The following is a 21,310-nucleotide window of genomic DNA, read 5'->3' as shown; positions in this document are numbered from 1 at the left end:
CGGAGCCCGTCGGTGAGATTGCGAAACCGTTAGCGGATTTGCGTTACTTCAGAAAGCCGATCGAGATCCAGGGGACGAGTACCACGAGCAGCAATGCGATGAACAGCGCGCCCATGTAGGTCCACATCCGGTTGAAAACCTTGTCGGGCGATGTCTTGCCGATGGCGCACGCAGCGTAGAAGCCAACGCCCAGCGGCGGGGCGAACAGTCCCATGCCCATCGAAAGAATTACGACCATCGCGTAATGCACGTCATGAATGCCCAGGGAGCGTGCCACCGGGAACAGCAGCGGTCCGAACAGCACGATGGCCGGAATGCCTTCGAGCACGCTGCCCAGGATGATGAACACGACCATCGAGATGAGCAGGAAGCCGACCTGACCGCCGGGCATGCCATGCATCAGACTGACCAGCGCGGCGGAGAACCCGGATTGCGTGAGCGCCCAGGCCATGGCCGTGGCCATGCCGATAATCAGCAGGATCGCGCCGGAGAGCGCGGCCGTTTCCGTCAACAGCGGATACAGACGTTTGAAGTTCAGGTGCTTCTTGAACGCATGCACGATCAGGCCGATCACGACCGTGTAGGCGATACCGACGGTCGAGACTTCGGTGGCCGTGGCGGCCCCCTCGATCACGGCCGTGCGGATGAGAATCGGCAGGGCGAGCGCCGGCAAGGCCACGATGAACGTCTTGCCGATCACGCGCCACGGCGCGCGGCGGGCCGCACTCGGCGCTTCCTTGCGCGAACGTGCGAAACACACCACGACGATGGCCAGCGTTGCGATGACCGCGGGCAGCAGGCCGCCGACGAAGAGCGAGGTGATCGACACACCGCACACGGCGCCGATCGTGATGAGCACCAGGCTCGGGGGGATCGTCTCCGTCATGGCGCCGGTCGACGAGAGCAGCGCCACGAGATCTTCCGGCTTCGAGCCGCGTCGCTGCATCTCGGGGAAGAGCGCGGGCGCGACGGCCGCCATGTCGGCCGCTTTCGATCCGGAAATGCCCGAGACCAGGAACATGGCGCCGAGCAGCACATATTGCAGGCCACCGCGCACGTGCCCGAGTAGCGCGGCCATGAATTCGATCAGGCTGCGTGCCAGCCCGCTCATTTCGATGAGCGCGCCGAGCAGTACGAACAGCGGCACCGACAGCAGGATGAGGCCTGACATTCCTTCGTCCATGCGGCTGACGACGATCTGCAGCGGGGCGTCGGTCACGAGCGCCAGATACGCCAGTGTTGCCGTCCCGAACGCAAACGCAATCGGAATGCCGCCGGCCACGCAGACGCCGACGATCAGCACGAAGAACACCAGCAGGTTGTAATTGCCCATGGCGATGAGCGCGGGGCGCCCAAGCCAGAGCGCGGCACCCAGCGTGGCCACGACCAGCACACCGAGTCCGAGCTGGCGCAGGCTCGAACAGCGCGCCAGGCGCGAGACGGCGGCAATGAGCATCAGCACCGCGCCCACGGGCAGGGCCGCGGCGCGCAGCCCGTCGGGAATTTCCAGTGCGGGCGTGGTGATGTCCATCTGCTCGATGGCATGCGAATACGCGGGCACGATAATGAGTGCGACGAATACGCAGACCGTGAGCGCGGCCATGGTCTGAAACCAGTCACGCCATGCCGCCGGGAGTTTGTTGACGATGGCGGACAGCCGCATGTGCTCGCCCCGGTCGAGCGCGAGCACGGCACCGAGCATCGATAACCAGATGAACAGGATCTGTGCCAGTTCGTCCGACCAGGTGAGCGGATTGTCGAACCCATAACGCGAGATCACCCCCGCGAGCAGGATGAGCGTCTCGGCCACCACCAGCAGCACGGCAACCGCTTCGGTGACTTTCATCACCGCGCGGTTGACGTGGCAGAAGAGGCGGGCAAGCGCGTGCGTCGGCTCGGCCGTCATCGTCAACGTTTCCATTTACGCAAGCTTCCCGGTGTACTTTTCGAGCATCGACCACGCCTCATCGCCGAACTTCTTGTGCCATTCGGCATAGAATCCGGCGGCGCGAAGCTTGTCGCGGAACTGCTCGTTGTTCGGTGCATTGAACACGAGGCCCTTCTGCTTGAGTTCGGTCGTCACGCTGTCGTTGAGCTTGCGCACATCGTCGCGTTGCGCGAGCGCGGCGGCGTTCACGTTGGCGGTGACGATCGCCTGCAGGTCCTTCGGCAGTTTGTCCCACTTCTGCTTGTTGCCAAGGAACCAGAAGCCGTCCCACATGTGGTTCGTCATCGACACGTACTTCTGCACTTCGTACAGCTTGGCCGTGGTCAGAATGGCCAGCGGATTTTCCTGGGCTTCGACGATGTGCGTCTGCAGGGCCGAATACACTTCGGAGAAGTTGATCGACGTGGGCGCGGCGTCGAAGGCGCGGAACATCGACGTCCACAGCGGGCTCGTCGGCACGCGGATCTTCAGGCCCTTGAGGTCGGCCGGCGAATTGATCGGGCGGCTGCTGGTGGTGATCTGGCGATACCCGTTTTCCCAGATCTTGTCGAAGGCGAACACCGAGGTCTTTGCGATCTGGCTGCGTACGTGGGCGCCCAGGTCGCCATCCATCGCGGCCCATACCTGACCGTAGTCCTTGAACGCGAAGCCCACGCCGGAGATCTGCGCCGAGGGCACGAGCGTGCCGAGAATCAGCGGCGAGAGCGTGAAGTAGTCGATGGCGCCCGAGCGAACCTGGCTCAGCATGTCGCTGTCGCTGCCCAATTGATTGTTCGGGTAAATCTGGAAGTCGATGCGACCTTTCGACTGCTCCGCAATCTTTTGCGCCATCTCTTTGGCGCGAACGTTCATCGGGTGGCTGACGGGAAGATTGTTGGCGAACTTCAGCGTGAATTCGGCAGCGTGCGCTTGCGTCTGATACAAGCCCGTGGCGGCGGCGGCCGACGTGGCGGCCACGACTTTGATGAAGTGGCGGCGATCCATGTTGCTCATACTGCATGTCTCCTGTTTTTAGGTTTGGTGACTGCGTCTGAAGCGCGAGGTGGGCGGACGTGTTGCCCTGCAACGCCTCGGCCATCTCGTAAGGCGAGCGTGAAGTGGCTCGCAAGTGGCTTGGCTATCTTACGCAAATCGAGTGCCAGATCGTCGTTCGAACGGGAAAACCCTTACGTTATTAAGGATTGTTGACCTCCCGCGCCGCGGACATTGTTTGGTTGGCCGACAGGTCGTGCGACACCTGTCGCATCGGCCGCCCGTGCTGCGACACCTGTCGCATGCGGCAGGCGACAACGATGCGACAGGTGTCGCTGGGTTTCAGGTACGAGATATCGCGTTGCGGTGCAGCAAACAGCGCTGACCCGGCGCGCCGACAAATTCGCTTGATGGGCCATCGACGGCGGCTTTACGCTTACGTCAACGGCGAGTGCGCCACGCACGCGAACGCGGCGAGGAGGACGCAACGAGACGGCGATGGAGCGCGGGCGCTCGTGCGCCACGCACGGCGGGGCTGTGCCGCACAGGTCTGGCATTGAAATTGCTCACCGGAGCGGGATGACCTCATTTTTCCGGAGACACTTCATGGTTGCTGCATGCCTCACCGGCTGGGCCCACTCCCAGTTCGGAAAACTCGATAACGTCGATGCCGAAGTCCTGTTGGCCGATGTCGCCCAAGCCGCGCTCGACGACGCGGGTCTCGCGCCCGAGCAGATCGATTCCATTCACGTCGGCACGTTCAACGGTGGCTTCCTGTACCAGGACTTTCCGTCGTCGCTCGTTTTCAATCGCATTCCTGGACTACGTTTCAAGCCGGCCACGCGCTACGAAAATGCGTGCGCAACGGGGTCGGCGGCCGTGCACGGCGGTTTGCAGTCCATCGAGGCGGGCAAGGCCACCCACGTGCTCGTGATCGGGTTCGAGAAGATGACCGAATTGGCGACGCCGCAGGTTGGCGAAGTCCTGCTCAAGTGTTCGTATGCACGCGAAGAGGCCGACATTCCGGGCGGCTTCGCAGGCGTGTTCGGCACGATCGCGCAGGCCTATTTCGATCGCTATGGCGATCAGTCCGATGCCCTGGCAGGCATCGCGGCGAAGAACCATCGCAATGGGTCGGTGAATCCTTACGCGCATATGCGTCGCGACTTCGGTTACGACTTCTGCCGCAACGTCTCCGAGAAGAATCCGTTCGTGGCCGGGCCGCTCAAGCGCACCGATTGCTCCATGGTGTCCGACGGCGCGGCGGCGCTCGTGATCTCGAAGGCCGACGTGGCGCGCACGATGCCCAAGGCGGTCGGTTTTCGCGCGGCGGTGCAGGTCAACGACTACCTGCCGCTCTCGCGGCGCGATCCGCTGGCGTTCGAAGGCGGCCAGCATGCGTGGCGTCAGGCATTGGGGGTGGCCGGTGTGTCGTTGAAGGATCTGTCGCTGGTCGAGACGCATGATTGCTTCACGATCGCTGAGCTGATCGAATACGAGGCGATGGGCCTGGCCAAACCGGGGCAGGGTGCGAGCCTGGTCGCCGAGGGCGTGACGGAGAAGAACGGTCTGCTGCCGGTCAACCCGTCGGGGGGCCTGAAGGCGAAGGGCCATCCGGTCGGCGCCACGGGCGTGTCGATGCACGTGATGGCCGCGATGCAACTGACGGGGACCGCGGGCGAGATGCAGATTCCCAACGCGCGGCTCGCGGGCGTGTTCAACATGGGCGGTGCGGCAGTGGCCAATTACGTGAGCATTCTCGAAGCGCGCTGATGCTTCGCTTGAACGGCGGTGAGGCAGGCTGCCCGGCATTTGCCGGGCGGGACTGAGCGAAAAGAACGAGGAGACGAGCGACATGCTCAAGAAGGTCATGAATCTCGGCCGCCTGCTGGCCGACGTTGCCCGACGTCATCCGGACGAGCCCGGCCTGATCGTCGGCGACAAGGTCAGCACATGGGGCGAGATCGATGCGCGCGTGAACGCCGCCGTCGATGCGCTGCGCAAACTGGGCGTGGGCAAGGGCGACAAGCTGCTGGTTCACTCGCGCAACAACCTGCCCATCTTCGAGAGTGCATGGGTCGCCTTTCGACTGGGCGCGGTGTGGGTGCCGACGAACTTCCGTATTACCGCACCGGAGGCGGCGTACCTGGGCCAATCGAGCGGTGCGTGCGTGATGATCTACGACGCTGGCTTCGAGGGGCACGTCGACGCCGTGCGCGCCGCATCGCCCGCGTTGCGCCATGTGATCGCGCTGGGCGAGCCACGCGCAGGGGAATTGCATTACGAGACGCTGGTCACGGAACATCAAGGCGCGCCCGGCTACGAGGCGGAAGTCGAGTACGAAGATCCACTGTGGTTCTTCTATACGTCGGGCACGACCGGGCATCCGAAGGCGGGCGTGCTCTCGCATGGGCAGATGGCGTTCGTCGTGACGAATCACCTGGCCGACCTGATGCCCGGCATCACCTATCGCAGCCGCTCGATGGTGGTGGCGCCGCTCTCGCACGGTGCGGGCATTCACGCCATCGTCAATACGGCGCGTGGGGCGGCCAGCGTGCTGCTGCCGGGCGAGAAGATGGATGCCGAACAAGTTTGGCAGGCGATCGAGCGTCATGGCGTCGACAACATGTTCACGGTGCCGACCATCGTCAAGATGCTGGTCGAAGACCCGGCCGTCGATCGCTACGACCATCGCTCGCTGCGGTTCGTGATTTACGCCGGGGCGCCGATGTATCGCGCCGATCAGAAATATGCGCTGCGCAAGCTGGGGCGGGTGCTGGTGCAGTACTACGGGCTGGGCGAGGTGACGGGCAACATCACCGTGTTGCCGCCGTGGCTGCACACCGATGACGACGACGCACCCGACGCGCGCGTGGGCACCTGCGGCGTGCCGCGTACCGGTATGGAGGTGGCGATTCTCGACGAGCGTGGCGAGCGTCAGCCGTCGTTCGCGTCGGGCGAGATCTGCGTGCGCGGTCCGGCGGTCTTCATGGGATATCACAATAATCCGGAGGCGAATGCCAAGGCGTTCAAGGACGACTGGTTTCACACAGGCGATCTCGGACACGTCGATGCGCAGGGGTTCTTGTACATCACGGGCCGCGCGTCGGACATGTACATCTCGGGCGGCTCGAACGTCTATCCGCGCGAGATCGAGGAAGCGTTGCTCACGCACCCGGCCGTGTCGGAGTGCGCGGTGCTTGGCGTGCCCGACCCCAAATGGGGCGAGAGCGGGCTTGCCGTGGTGGTCGCCCGGGAAGGCATGGCCGCTCAGGCCGATGAACTGCTCGGACATCTCGAAGCGCGTATCGCCCGCTACAAGTGGCCGCGGCGCTTCGTATTCTGGAATGCCATGCCCAAATCGGGCTACGGCAAGATCGTGAAGAAGCAAATCAAGACGATGCTCGAAGAGCAAGGAGACTATCGACTATGAAACCTGCGCTTTCACGGATCTATCGACATGCAGGCGCCCCCACGTTACCCCGTGTGGAAGACTGCGTGTTGAGCGGGCAGCACGAACTGCGCGTCACGATCCGGTCGGGTGCGAATCTCGGCGAGTCCTTACGCGAAGCGTTATCCCGCTATGCGTATGGTGGCGGCGTCGGCCGTTTCTGCGCGGGCACCGCGCGAGGTCTGCGGTATCACATGATCGAGACCACCGCCGACGCGGAGCGTCCCTTTGGCTATGGGGCACCGGTCGACGAAATCCGGGAGGTGGATCTGATCGGTGGCGCGATCACTGTGGGCCGCACGGCCGACGGCGCCACGCTGCTGCATTGCCATGCGGGATTTTCCGACCCGAGCGGCGAGTTGCATGGCGGCCATCTGATTCTCGATCACACGTGGGCCGGCGACGAGCCGGTCGTGATTCGCCTGTGTTTGTTCGAGCGCGGCGGCTACGTGAGCGCGGATGACGAGGAGACGCGTTTCCGTCTGCTGCATCCCATCGCGGGAGATCTCTCATGAGCGCCGAACTGGATATCCCGGTCGACATCGAGAACGGCACGCTGGGCAGGTTGGTCGTGGCGCGTCTCAAACCCAATCAGGACTTGACGGAAAGCATCGAAGCGCTGTGTGTGGAGCATGCCATCTCGCGCGCCATCGTGCGCGGTGCCGTGGGAAGCCTGATCGACGCGCGGCTGGCGTTTCGCGCGGGCGACGGCTGGCGCGAACAGCGGGTGAGCGGCCCCGGGGTGGAAATCCTCAATGTGTTCGGTGAGGTCGACGTACGGCCCGAAGCCGTGAGCGAGCTTCCCACGCTGCACGGGATGGTCGCCGATACCGACGGGCGCATGTTCGCCGGGCGCTTCGTGCGCGGCGGCAACCTCTCGTTCATCACCATTGAAGTGACGCTGCAGGAGTGGTTGCCCGCATAGGGGGCGTAGGCATCGATCAGGGCAAGGCAAACGGGGAGTCTTCGGACTCCCCGTTGCTTTAGGGCGTACGCCGTAGCGGCTCAGGCGACCGTCGGGTGCACCAGCCCGTCTTCACGGAACATGTGCTTGACGCCGCGCACGGCCTGACGAATGCGCGACTCGTTCTCGATCAGGGCGAAGCGCACATACTCGTCGCCGTACTCGCCGAAACCGATGCCTGGTGAGACCGAGACCTTGGCCTGCGCGAGCAGCTTCTTCGCGAATTCGAGTGAGCCGAGCGCGCGATACGGTTCGGGAATGCGCGCCCAGATGTACATCGACGCGCGCGGCAGATCGACGTCCCAACCCGCTTCCGTCAGGCCTTTGTAGAGCACGTCGCGGCGGCGCTGATACTGTGCGCGAATCTCTTCGACGCAGTGTTGATCGCCTTCGAGCGCGGCGATGGCGGCGACCTGCAGCGGCGTGAACGTGCCGTAGTCGTGATAGCTCTTGATGCGCGCGAGCGCGGCGACGAGTTCGGCATTGCCGACCATGAAGCCGATGCGCCAGCCGGCCATGTTGTAGCTCTTTGAGAGCGTGAAGAATTCGACGGCCACGTCCTGCGCGCCGGGCACTTGCATGATCGAGGGCGCCTTGTAGCCGTCGTAGACGATATCGGCGTAGGCCAGATCGTGCACGACGAGAATGTCGTGCTTGCGCGCGAGGTCGACCACCCGCTCGAAGAATTCGAGTTCGACGCACTGGGCGGTAGGGTTCGACGGGAAGCCGAGGATCACCATCTTGGGTTTCGGATGGCTTTCTCGAATGCCGCGCTCAAGTTCGGTGAAGAAGTCGATGCCGGGCGTCATCGGCACGGAGCGGATGTTCGCGCCCGCGATGACCGCGCCGTAGATGTGAATCGGGTACGACGGATTCGGCACGAGCACCGTATCGCCTTGATCGAGCGTGGCGAGCATCAGGTGAGCGAGGCCTTCCTTCGAGCCGATCGTGACGATGGCTTCGCGCTCGGGATCGAGGTCGACGTCGTAACGATCCTTGTACCAGCGTGTGATCGCGCGGCGCAGACGCGGAATGCCGCGCGACGTCGAATAACCGTGGGTGTCGGGGCGTTGCGCGACTTCGACGAGCTTGTTGACGATGTGCGGCGGGGTCGCGCCGTCGGGGTTGCCCATCGAGAGATCGATGATGTCCTCGCCACGGCGGCGCGCGGCCATCTTCAGCTCGGCGGTGATATTGAAAACGTAAGGGGGAAGACGATTGATGCGCGTAAAGCTGCGCGAGCCCTGAGAGCTGGACATGAGAATCCTGGAACGTAAGCGCCCGGAACCGTCCGAGCGACGCCGGTGTGCTGGCCACACCGTGACGGTGACTGTAGCGCGACGCGGGGCGCTTGGGCAAGTGAATTTTGCGGGGCCAGGCGGAGAACCCGTCGGTTATGATGATCGGCCGCGAATTCGAGGAAAAGGAGTGTCGATGGCGTATCTGTACCTGCTGGTGGCAATCGTGGCGGAGGTGATTGCCACGTCGGCGCTGAAGGCCTCGGAGGGATTCACGCGCGTCGGGCCGGTGGCGCTGGTGGTCGTGGGCTACGGCGTGGCGTTCTACATGCTGTCGCTCACACTGCGCACAATTCCCGTGGGCGTGGCTTATGCGATGTGGTCGGGGCTCGGCATCGTGCTCATCTCGATCACCGCACGCGTGTTGTTCGGTCAGAAGCTCGATGCCCCTGCGCTGATCGGCATGGCGCTCATCATCGCGGGCGTGTTGGTGATGAATCTCTGGTCGAAGTCGTCGACGCATTGACGGGCGCGGTGCTTGAATGCACGAGCGCTCCGGCGCGCATGCGCCTGACCTGGCCTCGCGTCAGGCTTCGTGTCGGGCCTCGTTTTCCGCTTCGGCCAGCACGGCCTTGAGGGCGGAGATGCAGGTGTCGATCTCCGAGCGTTCGATGACGAGCGGCGGTGCGAGGCGCAGCACGGTCGCGCGCGTTTCCTTGGCGAGCACACGACGGCGCAGCATGCGCAGGGACAGGTCGTGTGCGTCGGCGCGTGCGGGATCGATTTCGATGCCGGCCCAGAGGCCGCGGCCCCGGACTTCGCGAATGAGCGGCGAGTGAATCGCGTGTAATCGCGAGAGCAGGTATTCCCCCATCTCGGCACTGTGTCCCGGCAGGTCTTCGTCGGCCATGACGTCGAGCGCTTCGAGCGCGACGGTGGCGGCGAGGGCGTTGCCGCCGAAGGTCGAGCCGTGGCTGCCGGGCTCGAACAGGTCGATGATGTCGCGTCGTGCCACGAAGGCCGACACAGGGAGCAGGCCGCCGCCGAGTGCTTTACCGAGCATCACGCCGTCGGGCACGATGTCTTCGTGCTGATAGGCAAACCAGCGGCCGGTGCGTCCGAGGCCCGACTGGATTTCGTCGAGCAGCATGAGCACGTTGTGTTCTGTGCAGAGCTGTCTCAGGGCGCGCAGGAAGCCGTCGGGCGGGACCACGATGCCGCCTTCGCCCTGAATCGTTTCGAACAGGACGGCGCAGGTGTTGGGGGTGATGGCGGCGCGCACGGCGTCGATATCGCCGAAGGGCACGCGCACGAATCCGGGCGCAAACGGGCCGAAGTCGGCGCGATAGGCGGGCTCGGACGAGAAGCCGACGATGGTGGTGGTGCGACCGTGGAAGTTGCCGTCGGCGACGATGATTTCGGCTTTGTCGGCGGGAATGCGTTTGGCGCTGTAGCCCCAGCGGCGGGCGGCCTTGATGGCGGTTTCGACGGCTTCCGCGCCGGTGTTCATCGGCAGTGCGCCGCCGAGTGTGGTGAGGTCGCACAACCGTTCGAGGAAGGCGCCGAGCCGGTCGGTGTAGAAGGCGCGGGAGACGACGGCGAGGCGTTGTGCCTGCGCGGTGAGCGCGGCGACCAGTCGAGGATGCGCATGACCGTGGCTGACGGCGGAGTAGGCACTCATCATGTCGAGATAGCGGTTGCCCTCGACATCCCAGACCCAGACGCCCTTGGCGTGCGAGAGCACGACGGGCAGCGGCGCGTAGTTGTGGGCGCCAAAGCGTTGTTCGCGTTCGATTTCGTTCATGCTCGCGCTCCTCCACGTTGCCAGTCTAAAGGCGAACGAGACGGCACGCAAAGGGGGACATCTCCTGAAGCGACGCCGATGAAATTGGCATGCGCGTGCGCTATAATCGTCGATTGCTTGGGCGTGATGCGTTATCTCGCCACAGCAAGACCCGCCGGCAGCGACGTCTTGTCGCTGCCATCACGCACTGCCCATAGCTCAGTTGGATAGAGCATCGGCCTTCTAAGCCGACGGTCGGGGGTTCGAATCCCTCTGGGCAGGCCAGTATTCATAAGGGCCTACCGTCGCCCGGTTCCATCGAGTCGCGTGTTCATCACACTTTCATCACAGTGAGGACACATGGCGACTATCCGAAAGCTCGGCGCGAAATGGCAATGCCAAGTGCGCAAGAAGGGTCACCCGCCCCGTACTCAGTCCTTCAGTACCCGGGCAGATGCCGCCCAATGGGGGCGTGAGCTTGAAGCGCAAATTGATCGCGGACAGTTCCTCCCGCCGCCTGTGCACGGCGAGATTCTGGCGACGTTGCTCGACCGCTACTGTGCCGAGGTATCCCCGACGAAGCGGAGCGGCAAGAGTGACCTCGGTCGGGCTAGGACGATTAAGCAGACTCTCGGCGCATACAGTCTTCCCGCGCTATCCCCGGCTGTGTTGGCTGAGTATCGGAACATGCGTCTGCGCACAGTCGGTCCGCAGACCGTTATCCATGAACTGAACCTCGTAAGTCGCGCTTTGCGACACGCCGTATCCGAATGGGGTATCGCGTTGCCTGCGGGAATCCCGACGGCACTGGTCAGGAAGCCTCAGAAACCTCCCGGCCGAACTCGTAGGGTGACGGAGGCCGAAATGGCAGCAATCGGCCGTGCGTCGCATTCTGCGGTGCTTGGGTTTGTCATCCGGTTTGCGGTCGAGACGGCAATGCGGCGCGGCGAAATCGCGGGGTTGTGCTGGGAGCATGTTGATCTACAGCGACGCACCGCGCACCTCCCGCGCACCAAGACGGATGTACCTCGCACCGTCCCTCTCTCGTCTGGAGCTATTGCTGTGCTGAAGGGAATCGGTCCGCGTGACGCTGGCCTTGTGTTCGGGCTTGCTGCTGATTCAATTACTCAGGCATTCGACCGTTCGTCGGTCCGTGCTCGAAATCTGTATGTCGGCGAGAGCGGTGCGAGTCCGGGATACCTGACAGACATTCGCTTCCATGATTTACGGCACGAGGCGACGAGTCGGCTGTTCGAGCGGGGTCTTGCGATGATAGAGGTCGCAGCAATAACGGGCCATAAGACTCTCTCCATGTTGCAGCGGTACACACACTTGCGAGCGGAGGACTTGGCTAAGAAGCTTGGGTAGCGCCAGTTCTCGTCTGATAATATTGACACACTTGCGTGCGGATTATGTCCCGGTATTCTGATCGGAAAATCGTCACGTGACGGGTGGCGTAATCTCATATCGACAGCCGTATCGCTCAGGGCTTTGAAGTCCCACGCGGAACTTGGTCGTTTTCACGCCGACCATGCAGAAGTGTGACACGGCAATGTCTCTCTATCGCTTATATGCGAGGGAGGGCGTTGCCCTATGGCGACCATCAGACGACGCGTCAGTCCCGCCGGAAAAGTCAGTTGGACCGCAGTAATCCGACGCAAAGGCTTCCCGGCACTATCGAAAACATTCCCCTCTAAAACGCTGGCGAAGCACTGGGTAACAGTGACTGAAGCGACGATGATCGCCGGTACGTTCATCGACCCACGTCCGGCGCAGGCCGCAATTCTGCGAGACCTATTCATTCGGTATCGCGACGAAGTAACCCCGAGTAAGCGCGGCCATGCGGCGGAGACGGTCCGCATTAACTGGTTCATTCAAGAGCCGATTGCGCAGTACAGCCTAGGGAACCTGAAACCGCCTGTAATTTCGGCATGGCGTGATGCCCGACTTCGCACTGTTACGGGTAGCACCGTAAATCGTGACATGAACCTGTTGGGGCACGTGCTGGAGGTCGCACGTAAAGAATGGGGTCTGCACATTCCCCTGAACCCCGTGCACGACGTATGGCGTCCGAAGCAGAATCCTGCTCGTGATCGTCGGTTAATGCCGGGAGAAGAGGTGCGGCTCTTGGCCGCGTGCCGGTCAGGCATTGGTGACTTCCTGTATCCCGCCGTTGTGCTCGCCCTTGAGACCGCTATGCGGCGGGGCGAAATCATTGCCCTGGACTGGAGGAAGATTGACATGGAGCGGCGGGTAGTCCGCTTGGAAATGACCAAAAACGGGGAGAAGCGCTATGTGCCGTTATCCAGCAAGGCGATTGAAGTACTGGAAACCGTGCGTACTCCAAGGAACGGGCAAGTGTTCCTCCACTTGACCGCGAACGCATACCGCCTTGCGTACATACGAGCCGTCGAGCGAGCCGGAATCACTGACCTCACACTGCACGACTTACGACACGAAGCTATTAGTCGCCTGTTCGAGAAGGGACTGTCCATGATGGAGGTGGCCGCTATCGCCGGTCACAAAACACTCGTGATGCTGAAGCGTTACACACATCTCCGCGCCGAAGATTTGGCTAAGAAGTTGGACTAACCGGGAGGCGTCAAATGGCAAGCATGTTTGAAATCAAGCGAGGCTTCGGCGTGCGTTGGAAGGGCGTGGTTCGACGTGCAGGCGTGCCAACGCAAGTCGCGTATTTCGATGTAAGGGACGATGCCGAGGAGTGGGTGCGTGTAGTTGACACCGACGCCCGCGAGCGGCAGAACGAGATTAAGCGACAGAAAGCGCTGGATGCATTGCGTGAACGCTGCCGTAACGAGCATCGCACGTTTGGCGACATACTCCATCGCTACTTGGTAGAAGTCGTTCCTCATAAGCGCGGAGCCGCTGTAGAAGCCACTCGCATAAGAGCCTTCCTGAAGACCCCGATCAGCAACATATTGGTCGAAAGCCTGACGCAAGCTCACTTCGCGGCATGGCGAGATGCCCGTTTGCGTTCGGTTAGCGGCTCAACGGTAAACAGGGACCTAACGATTCTCGCGCATGTAGTTCGGGTCGCTCGCGCTGAATGGGACGTTCGACTGCCCCAGAACCCGCTGCACAACTTCCGCAAGCCAAGATCGAATCCTCCCCGAGAACGCAGACTCGCCGCCGACGAAGAGGCTGTGCGGACAGCATAAAGCATCTGAGCGTGCGAGCGCCCAAAAGAAAACCGCCGGAGGCTGCTCACGAATGCGAGTTCTCCACGGCGGCTGTCCGCCTTTGGCATTCCGGGTCGCCAAACCGATATCACGGTTGTTTGCGTGATGCTAGAAGTTTACGGCGCCCGGTTTACCCGTTTCAATTACGAACCAACACTTTTTGTCGGCGATACCAAGGGAGAGGGGGCCGCTGAGTTAAGATGCGCCGGAATTTGAACAATGGGCTTTCGTGGTGCTTGCGACGTCAGGACTCGCTCACTTATACGGTCGATTTTCGGCTGTGGTGGATATAAAGATACAGGAGGCCGAACGGAGCGATAAAGATCGCGAATGACCAGCAGATTGCCATCGTGATCAGCTTTACGAATAGCATGAGAATGGCGTTCACAAAGAAGACGTTGCTGCCCATGATGTAGCCGATGATGCTCTCATAGACGAAGCGAGAGTACGGGTATAACAAAGTGTTGACCGCAAACAGTGCATAAGCCCCAAATGCTGACGCATGTGGCTGACTACCACGCGTCAGCACGAAAAGGATAAGTGCAGGAAAAATCAGGCCAAAGAGAAACTGGCGAACGTAGTACCGCGCAGACAGGCCGCCGAAGGTCTTTGCTATCACAGGGTGCATTCCATTTTCCTTGTTTATCTTAGTGCTCATATAGATGGCGAATTCTCCCATTTGTTATGGATTCCAATCAACAGGAAACGCCGAAATAATACAGAAAACATGCTAACGCGGGCCGCACTGGAGCGTCTTCGCGGCATCGGTGATGCACAGTGACGCGTTGTCTTCCGCGATACGGGTGAAGGCCAGAACCTTCGGTGCCTGCTCCTGCACGGTCTGCTCCAACTCCATTACCTCGTCGGTGTACGAGAGAAGCAGGCCGCGCAGCGCGGCAGGGTCGGCTAGGTTCACTACCGGTCGCGGAGGCGGGGCCGTCACAAGCTGGTCGTAGGCGCGGATTACCTTCAGGTGGAAGGCCGGGCTTATCCACATGGCGTAGGCGTAGACCAGTTCCTTGACCACGAACGTGCCGCCGTAGCGGCCGCGCAGGGAAATGACGGCAATCCCCGTCAATTCATCGATCAATTCCCGCGTCCCTTGCCGCGTAAGGAACTCGCGGGTGTCGTGCCTTCGTTCCCCGCCAGCCGCACGGTGAAGGTCGTTCAGGCAGTACCGGCCCTCGGCGTCCTGACGGATACCGATGCCGGACAGTACAAGGGCCGTCATGGCTGCACCTGTCGGATGCAGAACGCATTCGACCCGAAGCTGAACTTCATCTGCTGCTCCGCGAACGCAGCGGCACGGGTGCCGTCCTCCACCGTCTGGAAGCCGGGTACATGGTCAATGGCTTTGCCGTATGACCCGCCATACACCAGCACGAGAATGTACAGAATCTTCACAGTTCACCCTCCTGTCCGGTACGCCCTTCCGGGATGAGAGGGTACGCGATGATTACCAGCCCGATCACGATGCCGAAGCCGCTCATTAGATTTTCCCGGCTAGGGTGACGACGGACGCGCTGACTGACACCACGATTGCGGACAGTAGCGGTCAGTCCCGGTACAGGTTCACCTCGTAGCGGTAACTACTTTGGACTGCTATAACATTGCATGGGGGTTGAGTGCGGATCTTTTTTGTGTAAAATTCCCTAAATGTATTATGTGTATTTATATTTGTGGATAAGGCTGCACCGTGACGAAACCCGTTAGCCCTGAACTGGCGGCCGCCATTGCTGAAGCAGTCCGGTTCAGTCCGGATATGAGAGTGCCAAACCATGGCGATCCAGCAGACCCGGCCGAACGAGCATTTGATCCCAAAGAGATCATTCACAGGACAGGACTCCTGAAAGCACGAGCGGAAGCGGCAGCTCGTGCGGAAATCGCATACAAGGAAGCAAATCCGACCGCTGCGAGCCTCAAAGTCCGGGATGCATCGACGGTGTACAAACCAAGTCCCGAAGGCTTCTATCGGGTTCCTCCGGCGATTGTGGCAAAGCTGCTGGAGGGCGATTGGCTGGGCCGGACTCAACAAGAAGTTCTGGACGCGATATCACTCACATTCCCCGACTTGGTACTGTCGAAGAACATATGGGCGTACCGTCAGAAAGCATGGGCAGCAGAGGAGTTGCGGAAAATCATCCGACGGGCCAAAGAACCGTTCCGGAGCGCGGACCTCGCCGGATGTACCACTCTGTCTGAGTTCCGTCGCGCCCTTCGTGCGGCGGCAAGCACATGGGGCGGCGCAAAAGAGTTCACGGCAAAGGTTGTGGTGTCGGAGGACACCGTGACGATCAATGGCTTGGTATGCAAGATCGTGACGCGTAGAGCAAATGGCCGGGAGTATCCGTACATTCAGCCGACCGTGAAGAATTTGCTGGCGGCGCTGGAACCCAAGCGGTCGCGGAGGAAGTAGAAAAAAAAAGCAGAAACAGATGGCGGACACGGGCGCAGCGAACGCAATCGGGGGATGTCTCTGTCAGGCTACTGCCAGCGGCTCCAGGCCGCCAGCGTTAGCATCACATTACATACCGCGCTACAGGTCCACGAGCGGGTCGTAATCCGGGTCAAGCATTCGGGCTGCTCGCTCCCTGTCGGCACGGATCACTTCTAGCTCCCGCGCTGTGTACTCGATAGTTACTTCGGCGGGGTTATGGGTAGTTACTTGCGCATCGTCACGGAGTCCACGGGTGGCCCGAGTAGTTACCGCCCACGTCGGCACGGTTCCGGTAGTTACCCTGACTGCTCGCCGCCATGCCGCCTTAGCATTCTTGTTGCCCTTCAGGAAATAATCGCGTTCTTCGCGGTTCAACTCCAAAACGTGCATTCGGCTCTCCTTGGTGGAAGTAACTAGCTTCAAGGCGGAAGGTAACTACTCGTGTCTTTCTAGGAAACCGAAATACAAAAGGGCCAGCCCGACTGCCCGGAACCGGCCCCATGTGTCTGCGTCGGTAACTACCTACTCGACCTGCGCCGCCTTCAGGATGGTTGGATGGGACACTCCGTAGTCCTTCGCAAGTCCCCGCGCTGTGGCCCCGCCTGCCAACTTTCCCCGTATCTCAGCTTTCTGTTCTTCGGTCAGTGTGGCTCGCCGTCCCAGCTTCTTGCCATCGGCCTTTGCCCGCGCCAATCCAGCGTGCGTCCGCTCTATCAGCAAATCCCGCTCGAACTGTGCCACGGCTACCAGCACCGTCATGTGTAGCTTCCCGGAGGGGCTGGTCAGGTCAACTCCCTTGAGGGCAAGGCAATGCACCTGCACGCCCATTCCGGCCAACCGCTCAATCGTTGCCAGTACGTCCGTCGTGTTCCGGCCCAGCCGGTCCAGCTTGGTAACTACCAGCATATCGCCTTGGTCCAGCTTGTGCAGCAGTGCCCCGAATCCGGGGCGCTCTGCTGCTGGGACATTACCCGATACGGTTTCAGCGATGACATGACGGGGCTGGATATGGAACCCGGCAGCTTCGACCTCAAGCACCTGATTGTCGGTCGTCTGCTCCGCTGTGGACACGCGGGCGTACAGGAAGGCACGGGACATGATCGCTCCAATAGAAAGCGCGGACACTACACTGCGCGGTAATTAAACGTGGTAACAATCATAGTCGGTAATTAATTCGTATACAAGGATTTAATTACCGCATCAGTGCACCTCTCCGGAGTGGTAGACAAACGGACGATTGATTAACAGCCCACGAGCAAATGTTCAGTCCTAGCCCTGAGCATGAATTCGTCCCCAGTAGGCATTGCTACTCGAAGGCCCACCTCGCGACTGATTGTGGGTTACCCGCAAACTGCGTCCCATTGCCGCATTGTCCGGAAACTCTATTGGGCGTTCCTTTCGGCCCCCGCTTCCCGTCTGGTTCCCCGACCGGCCTCGCTTCGCTAGCCCCCGCGTCTGCTCGTCAGGCGTACAGATACGCGGCAACGTCGACCGGTCATGGTGTCTGCGTCTTATAGAGATATAGAGAACCGAAATAGGAACTGCACTCCTCGGCCGTACCCCTGTCGTCGTCCAATGCAAGCGCCAACCGGAAACGTAGACGTTGCTGGCGCGCAGTCCGCATGACGGCCCGGCACCGGCATCCTCGCCAACATTCAGTTCGCCGAGGCAACACTACACCGGAAGTCACTGCCCGGTCCATAGAGACGGCCCAGCAAACCGGCCAACAGCCAGGAACGGCACGGGATTCGGGGGAGACGCGACCTACGCCATACACAGGCGATCAGCGATCAGCAGACGGGCTCCGGCAGGCAACCGGCATCGCCAGAAGCCGGACAGTCATCCGTCCGACCCCGGCACGGGGAAACCGGCTCGCGGCGAATGGCGCAATCCCCGCAGAAAATCGCAGCAAAATTTCATCGTTCACTTGCTACAAGCGAGCCACCCCCAGCGAATCGTAACAAATCCCAAGAACTTGCTCGGAAAGTCAATAAGAGATTGCATCTTGGGCAGCAACGGCTCAGGGCTTTTGCGCGCCACGAAGATAGAGTTTCAATTGGCGAGAGAAATAATCATCCTCTGGAAAATACTTAATGCCGTAGTTGATACATTCTTTTAGCTTGTCGGTTGCATCTTTATCATCAGGCATGGCCCGGCAAATTTTTATAAGAAATGAAACCATGGTTGACGTCGGATACGGGTCAGATGAGCCGCGCCGCAAGCGCTCATACTCTAAAAGTTCAATGCCTTCGACGTAAAGCTCGCGATCTTCGTAGTTGTCACTTATATATTTTTCAATCAGTGCGGTGCCGAGGGAGTGTCTGGTTTGAAATGAATCATAAAATTCCAACCCTGTTCTAAAGCACTGAATTGCTTCATCAAAACGCCCGAGCTTTCTATAAAATCTCCCAAACTGAAGCCAGAAAACGCCGTCGTGGCCGTAAATTTTCTGGGCCTGATGGTACGTCATTTCCGTATCCGCCGCCCTCGTGTCAGTCGGGAAGTAATTTTCGTAAAGAAAATCAAGCGAAATTATGCGTCTGTAGATTTGATACGGGAGGGGGTGAAATTTGATGTCGTCAATAGTGAATTTATTGGAAAGGTACTCGAGAACGGCAAGAATCTCGGTCTGATCACCGTTCCCAGATATGCAGTTTTCGAAGTAGCAATCAGAAATAACTCTGTGGCGGCAGGATAGCTGCCCTCTTAAATTGTAGTCGACCACGATTCCGGATAGGTTCTCGTTGATCTGATTTTGAATCTTGCCAACCGAGTAATTCAATATTCCGGCGACATAGTTTATTGGTATGGTAAATCCAAGGTGATTTAGTATTGCAACAATTCGCAAAACCTTTTTTGCATCTCCATCAGCAACGGAATGATATTCATTGAAAATTTTCGTCTCAAAATTCTCATGAGTCGTCAAGGAGTACAGTGCGGACAACAAGTCGCCTTTAAATCCCCGTTCCCGGTCAAGCAGTTTTCCTGCCTGTTTTTCAATTGATAGGTCAGAGAAATCTCCAAGTTTGATCGCATGACTGGCGATTCTCTCGCAAATAGAAATGGCATCTGCGTAATCAAGCGACCCAAATTCAAAAATCTCAGACACCGAATCGGCATCGGCAAGATGTCTTAGATTTGTTTTGTAATTGTTTGTTCTGTCTTCGAGAATAAATAGGCAATAAGATCGAACTTTGTCTCGGAGTTCCAGTGCTATTGAATTTACGGCATAATAAAATTCCGCAGCATTGTAGAAAACAAAAACAGCTTTTGATTTATCGGAGAATCCGGAGATTATTGATAAAAATTTATCAAGATCAATTCCGTTTGTGGAGTCGAACTCATAGATGTAGCTGTATTTTTCAACAACTTCCATCAGCGCAGCGCGAATACCTGTCGTTTTCCCGGAACCACTGGGGCCGATAACGTGTAGAACGCCAATCCCCTCAGTTGCCGATGTCAATTTATCAACTAGCTTTCCTGCAAGGTGTCCAATTCTTGGTGTCCGAGCATGGGCGGAATTTGTAATATAGATCCACTCTGGATGGGCTCCAGTAACAAAGTGTCTAAGTATTCCAGATTCGGTGCGCGATTTCTCGATTGCGGAAAGAACCGGAGAAAATGCCTCTTTAAACCAAGTCATTGCGCCAATTTTCGCAATTTTTGTTCTCGCGGCGGGGATCGTCTCAAGAACAATATCGACTAATTTTCTGGGGCGAGCGTGTCGGTAAATTTCATTGAAAAAATCCTCGGCAGTCGCATCAATTACCCTATACCCCGCCTCAATATAATTTTCTCGTTTGATCGGATCTGGATTCGGCATGACGATCCAGTTTCCCACATTATTCTCGGATCTGCCGTAGGTTTGAGTTCTCCGAGACAAGTAGGCATCGATATCGGATTCATCTAGTTGATTTCCGACGACGATCAAGCCGCCGATAAGCATTCTCGCCGCAAGTTCGTTGTGCCAATCATATAGTTTATTGGATGCAATGGCATATTCGAGATTCGAGAATATAAATCCAGATTCGATATCTGAAATGCTCCCGTGTATGGAGACAACCGGAATGCTTCCAATTGTGTTTGAGGCGGAAGCTTGATCGCAGTAATTGAAAAAAACAAAATCACCGGCCAATTGATTTCGTCCCTTTGTTGTCGCATATGCGACGTCAAGGATGTTGTCAATATTGGTTGTGTAGACGCGACTCCAGGCGTATTGAAATATCTTGTCCTGCCATGGATGTGCTTTTTCGGCGGTGAAAAAGTCTTTTAAATAATTATTAAAGTCTTGGATTCTTTTTGATGAGTAAGTGTACGCATCCTTAAGGGTCGTCTTCCCTCCCGCAGTCGTGCCGCACTTAGCAAGCAAAGCGTCACGAAGTCCATCGCCCGTTGGAATTTTTCCGAGTTTCGCGTCGTTGCCGTAGCTAAATCCGGCGCCTAGAAGTAACGAAGCTTCTCCCTTTTCTATTAAAGGGCATATTTCGGATTTAATAATTTGGATATCTTCTTCTGTCATGGGAGGCGTGTCCGAAAGAATGAGGCTCGTAAATCTCCATTATCGCAAGATATCACATCACCATGTTCGCCTGTGACAAAGCAACCCGAACCTAATGGGCGCACCCGGACTTACCCGCAGCAAACACAACACATCGTTTCCGCTCCTTGGAATTACGTCGTCTGCTCAGAATCCTTACCTCCGCCCCGCAAACGCTCACAGACACTGCAAACGACTTCAACGTGCAACCTAAGTTGATGCGGAGTGGCGGGCAAGATGCCCTTCGCGTCATCTCCCGAAGACGACGTCATCCGAGACGCTCTGCCAAAATTCTGCCGGAAGTTGGCAATTCTGTGGTGGAGCAAGACCCGGGCGTATAGCGTGGACTACGCAAGGAGGGCGAAAAGGTGCGGCTGGGAAAGGAACGTCAGCATGACGTTATGATGGCCCGTTACTTGGGCAGTTTCACGCGATACCTACAGGTCGAGCACCGAGCCTCGTGCTGGTTTTCATCACACCCCCATCACACCGCCCGCTATAATCCGCCCACACACGCGTCTCAGTTGGATGAAGGCAAGGGGCTTCCAGCCCCGCCGCCGCCCAAGGGCGAGGCCTTCTAAGCCGACGGTCGGGGGTTCGAATCCCTCTGGGCAGGCCAGCTTCCCATGCGATTTCTTTCGATTGTGCGGATCGGTTTGCGAAGCATCTATTGTGTCTGATGTCGGGTGCCTTTTGCTTTAGGGATGGACCGGCCAGAGTTTCATAGACACTCACGAGCCGTTTGGCGCGTAGCGCCGTTCAAACTCAATCGGTGAAAGA

Annotated in this window: 18 protein-coding genes and 1 tRNA gene; 10 read left to right on the top strand and 9 right to left on the bottom strand. The window is 59.1% G+C overall.

Annotated features, from left to right (window positions below; genetic code table 11):
- Window positions 1–43: 43 nt before the first annotated feature.
- Together BGP02_RS17185 and BGP02_RS17180 are read right to left on the bottom strand one after the other, a co-directional pair.
- Window positions 44–1,906, bottom strand: coding sequence for a TRAP transporter large permease (locus BGP02_RS17185; protein WP_051060184.1), 1,863 nt, complete (start codon window positions 1,904–1,906; stop codon window positions 44–46).
- Window positions 1,907–1,921: 15 nt separating this feature from the next.
- Complete coding sequence (locus tag BGP02_RS17180; RefSeq protein WP_017233946.1) at window positions 1,922–2,941, bottom strand: TRAP transporter substrate-binding protein; 1,020 nt, start codon at window positions 2,939–2,941, stop codon at window positions 1,922–1,924.
- Window positions 2,942–3,526: 585 nt separating this feature from the next.
- On the opposite strand from BGP02_RS17180, the gene BGP02_RS17175 reads away from it, so the two are divergent.
- The 4 genes from BGP02_RS17175 to BGP02_RS17160 are packed head-to-tail and all read left to right on the top strand — an operon-like array spanning window position 3,527 to window position 7,296.
- Complete coding sequence (locus BGP02_RS17175) at window positions 3,527–4,693, top strand: acetyl-CoA acetyltransferase (RefSeq protein WP_017233945.1); 1,167 nt, start codon at window positions 3,527–3,529, stop codon at window positions 4,691–4,693.
- 52 nt (window positions 4,694–4,745) lie between these two features.
- The gene (locus BGP02_RS17170) at window positions 4,746–6,353 is read left to right on the top strand and encodes an acyl-CoA synthetase (protein WP_286799080.1); all 1,608 of its coding nucleotides are present in this window, start codon (window positions 4,746–4,748) and stop codon (window positions 6,351–6,353) included.
- Window positions 6,350–6,886: a PPC domain-containing DNA-binding protein gene (locus tag BGP02_RS17165; RefSeq protein WP_026131953.1), complete on the top strand. Its 537-nt coding sequence runs from the start codon at window positions 6,350–6,352 to the stop codon at window positions 6,884–6,886. Before BGP02_RS17170 ends, BGP02_RS17165 begins: the two co-directional genes overlap by 4 nt.
- Window positions 6,883–7,296, top strand: a complete 414-nt coding sequence (locus tag BGP02_RS17160) for a PPC domain-containing DNA-binding protein (RefSeq protein ID WP_017233942.1) — start codon at window positions 6,883–6,885, stop codon at window positions 7,294–7,296. Before BGP02_RS17165 ends, BGP02_RS17160 begins: the two co-directional genes overlap by 4 nt.
- 80 nt (window positions 7,297–7,376) lie before the next feature.
- Here the strand turns inward: BGP02_RS17160 and alaC are convergent, their stop codons facing one another.
- Complete coding sequence (gene alaC / locus BGP02_RS17155) at window positions 7,377–8,594, bottom strand: alanine transaminase (protein ID WP_017233941.1); 1,218 nt, start codon at window positions 8,592–8,594, stop codon at window positions 7,377–7,379.
- A 175-nt stretch (window positions 8,595–8,769) separates the two neighbouring features.
- Here alaC and BGP02_RS17150 point away from each other — a divergent pair, with 175 nt between their 5' ends.
- Window positions 8,770–9,099, top strand: coding sequence for a DMT family transporter (locus tag BGP02_RS17150; protein ID WP_261938084.1), 330 nt, complete (start codon window positions 8,770–8,772; stop codon window positions 9,097–9,099).
- Window positions 9,100–9,159: 60 nt separating this feature from the next.
- Here the strand turns inward: BGP02_RS17150 and rocD are convergent, their stop codons facing one another.
- Window positions 9,160–10,377: an ornithine--oxo-acid transaminase gene (gene rocD, locus BGP02_RS17145; protein WP_017233939.1), complete on the bottom strand. Its 1,218-nt coding sequence runs from the start codon at window positions 10,375–10,377 to the stop codon at window positions 9,160–9,162.
- A 187-nt stretch (window positions 10,378–10,564) separates the two neighbouring features.
- Between rocD and BGP02_RS17140 the strand changes: the two genes are divergently transcribed.
- The 4 genes from BGP02_RS17140 (at window position 10,565) to BGP02_RS17125 (ending at window position 13,535) form a co-directional block, all read left to right on the top strand.
- Window positions 10,565–10,641: transfer RNA gene (locus BGP02_RS17140), tRNA-Arg, on the top strand.
- A gap of 75 nt (window positions 10,642–10,716) precedes the next feature.
- Window positions 10,717–11,724 carry a site-specific integrase gene (locus tag BGP02_RS17135; protein WP_286798903.1) on the top strand — a complete coding sequence of 336 codons (1,008 nt, stop codon included), beginning with the start codon at window positions 10,717–10,719 and terminating at the stop codon, window positions 11,722–11,724.
- A gap of 225 nt (window positions 11,725–11,949) precedes the next feature.
- Window positions 11,950–12,948, top strand: a complete 999-nt coding sequence (locus tag BGP02_RS17130) for a site-specific integrase (protein ID WP_286798902.1) — start codon at window positions 11,950–11,952, stop codon at window positions 12,946–12,948.
- 14 nt (window positions 12,949–12,962) lie between these two features.
- The gene (locus BGP02_RS17125) at window positions 12,963–13,535 is read left to right on the top strand and encodes a site-specific integrase (RefSeq protein WP_286798901.1); all 573 of its coding nucleotides are present in this window, start codon (window positions 12,963–12,965) and stop codon (window positions 13,533–13,535) included.
- A 280-nt stretch (window positions 13,536–13,815) separates the two neighbouring features.
- On the opposite strand, the gene BGP02_RS17120 is transcribed toward BGP02_RS17125, so the two are convergent.
- The 3 genes from BGP02_RS17120 to BGP02_RS17110 form a co-directional block, all read right to left on the bottom strand.
- Window positions 13,816–14,184, bottom strand: coding sequence for a hypothetical protein (locus BGP02_RS17120; protein WP_286799079.1), 369 nt, complete (start codon window positions 14,182–14,184; stop codon window positions 13,816–13,818).
- 102 nt (window positions 14,185–14,286) lie between these two features.
- Window positions 14,287–14,787 (bottom strand): KilA-N domain-containing protein, encoded by a 501-nt coding sequence (locus BGP02_RS17115; protein ID WP_286798900.1) that lies wholly within the window; start codon window positions 14,785–14,787, stop codon window positions 14,287–14,289.
- Window positions 14,784–14,960 carry a hypothetical protein gene (locus tag BGP02_RS17110; protein WP_286798899.1) on the bottom strand — a complete coding sequence of 59 codons (177 nt, stop codon included), beginning with the start codon at window positions 14,958–14,960 and terminating at the stop codon, window positions 14,784–14,786. The genes BGP02_RS17115 and BGP02_RS17110 overlap by 4 nt, the downstream gene beginning before the upstream one ends.
- Window positions 14,961–15,252: 292 nt before the next feature.
- On the opposite strand from BGP02_RS17110, the gene BGP02_RS17105 reads away from it, so the two are divergent.
- Window positions 15,253–15,972, top strand: coding sequence for a hypothetical protein (locus BGP02_RS17105; protein ID WP_286798898.1), 720 nt, complete (start codon window positions 15,253–15,255; stop codon window positions 15,970–15,972).
- A 543-nt stretch (window positions 15,973–16,515) separates the two neighbouring features.
- Here the strand turns inward: BGP02_RS17105 and BGP02_RS17100 are convergent.
- On the bottom strand, window positions 16,516–17,091 hold the full coding sequence (locus tag BGP02_RS17100; protein ID WP_286798897.1) for a recombinase family protein: 576 nt from the start codon (window positions 17,089–17,091) through the stop codon (window positions 16,516–16,518).
- Window positions 17,092–18,013: 922 nt separating this feature from the next.
- A complete protein-coding gene (locus BGP02_RS17095; protein ID WP_286798896.1) occupies window positions 18,014–20,512 on the bottom strand; it encodes a P-loop NTPase in 2,499 nt (832 codons plus the stop codon).
- Between the last annotated feature and the right edge of the window lie 798 nt (window positions 20,513–21,310).

The sequence above is a fragment of the Pandoraea sp. 64-18 genome (assembly GCF_001899225.1).
GTDB lineage: Bacteria > Pseudomonadota > Gammaproteobacteria > Burkholderiales > Burkholderiaceae > Pandoraea > Pandoraea cepalis.
This window is presented reverse-complemented; position numbering and strand designations above follow the sequence as displayed.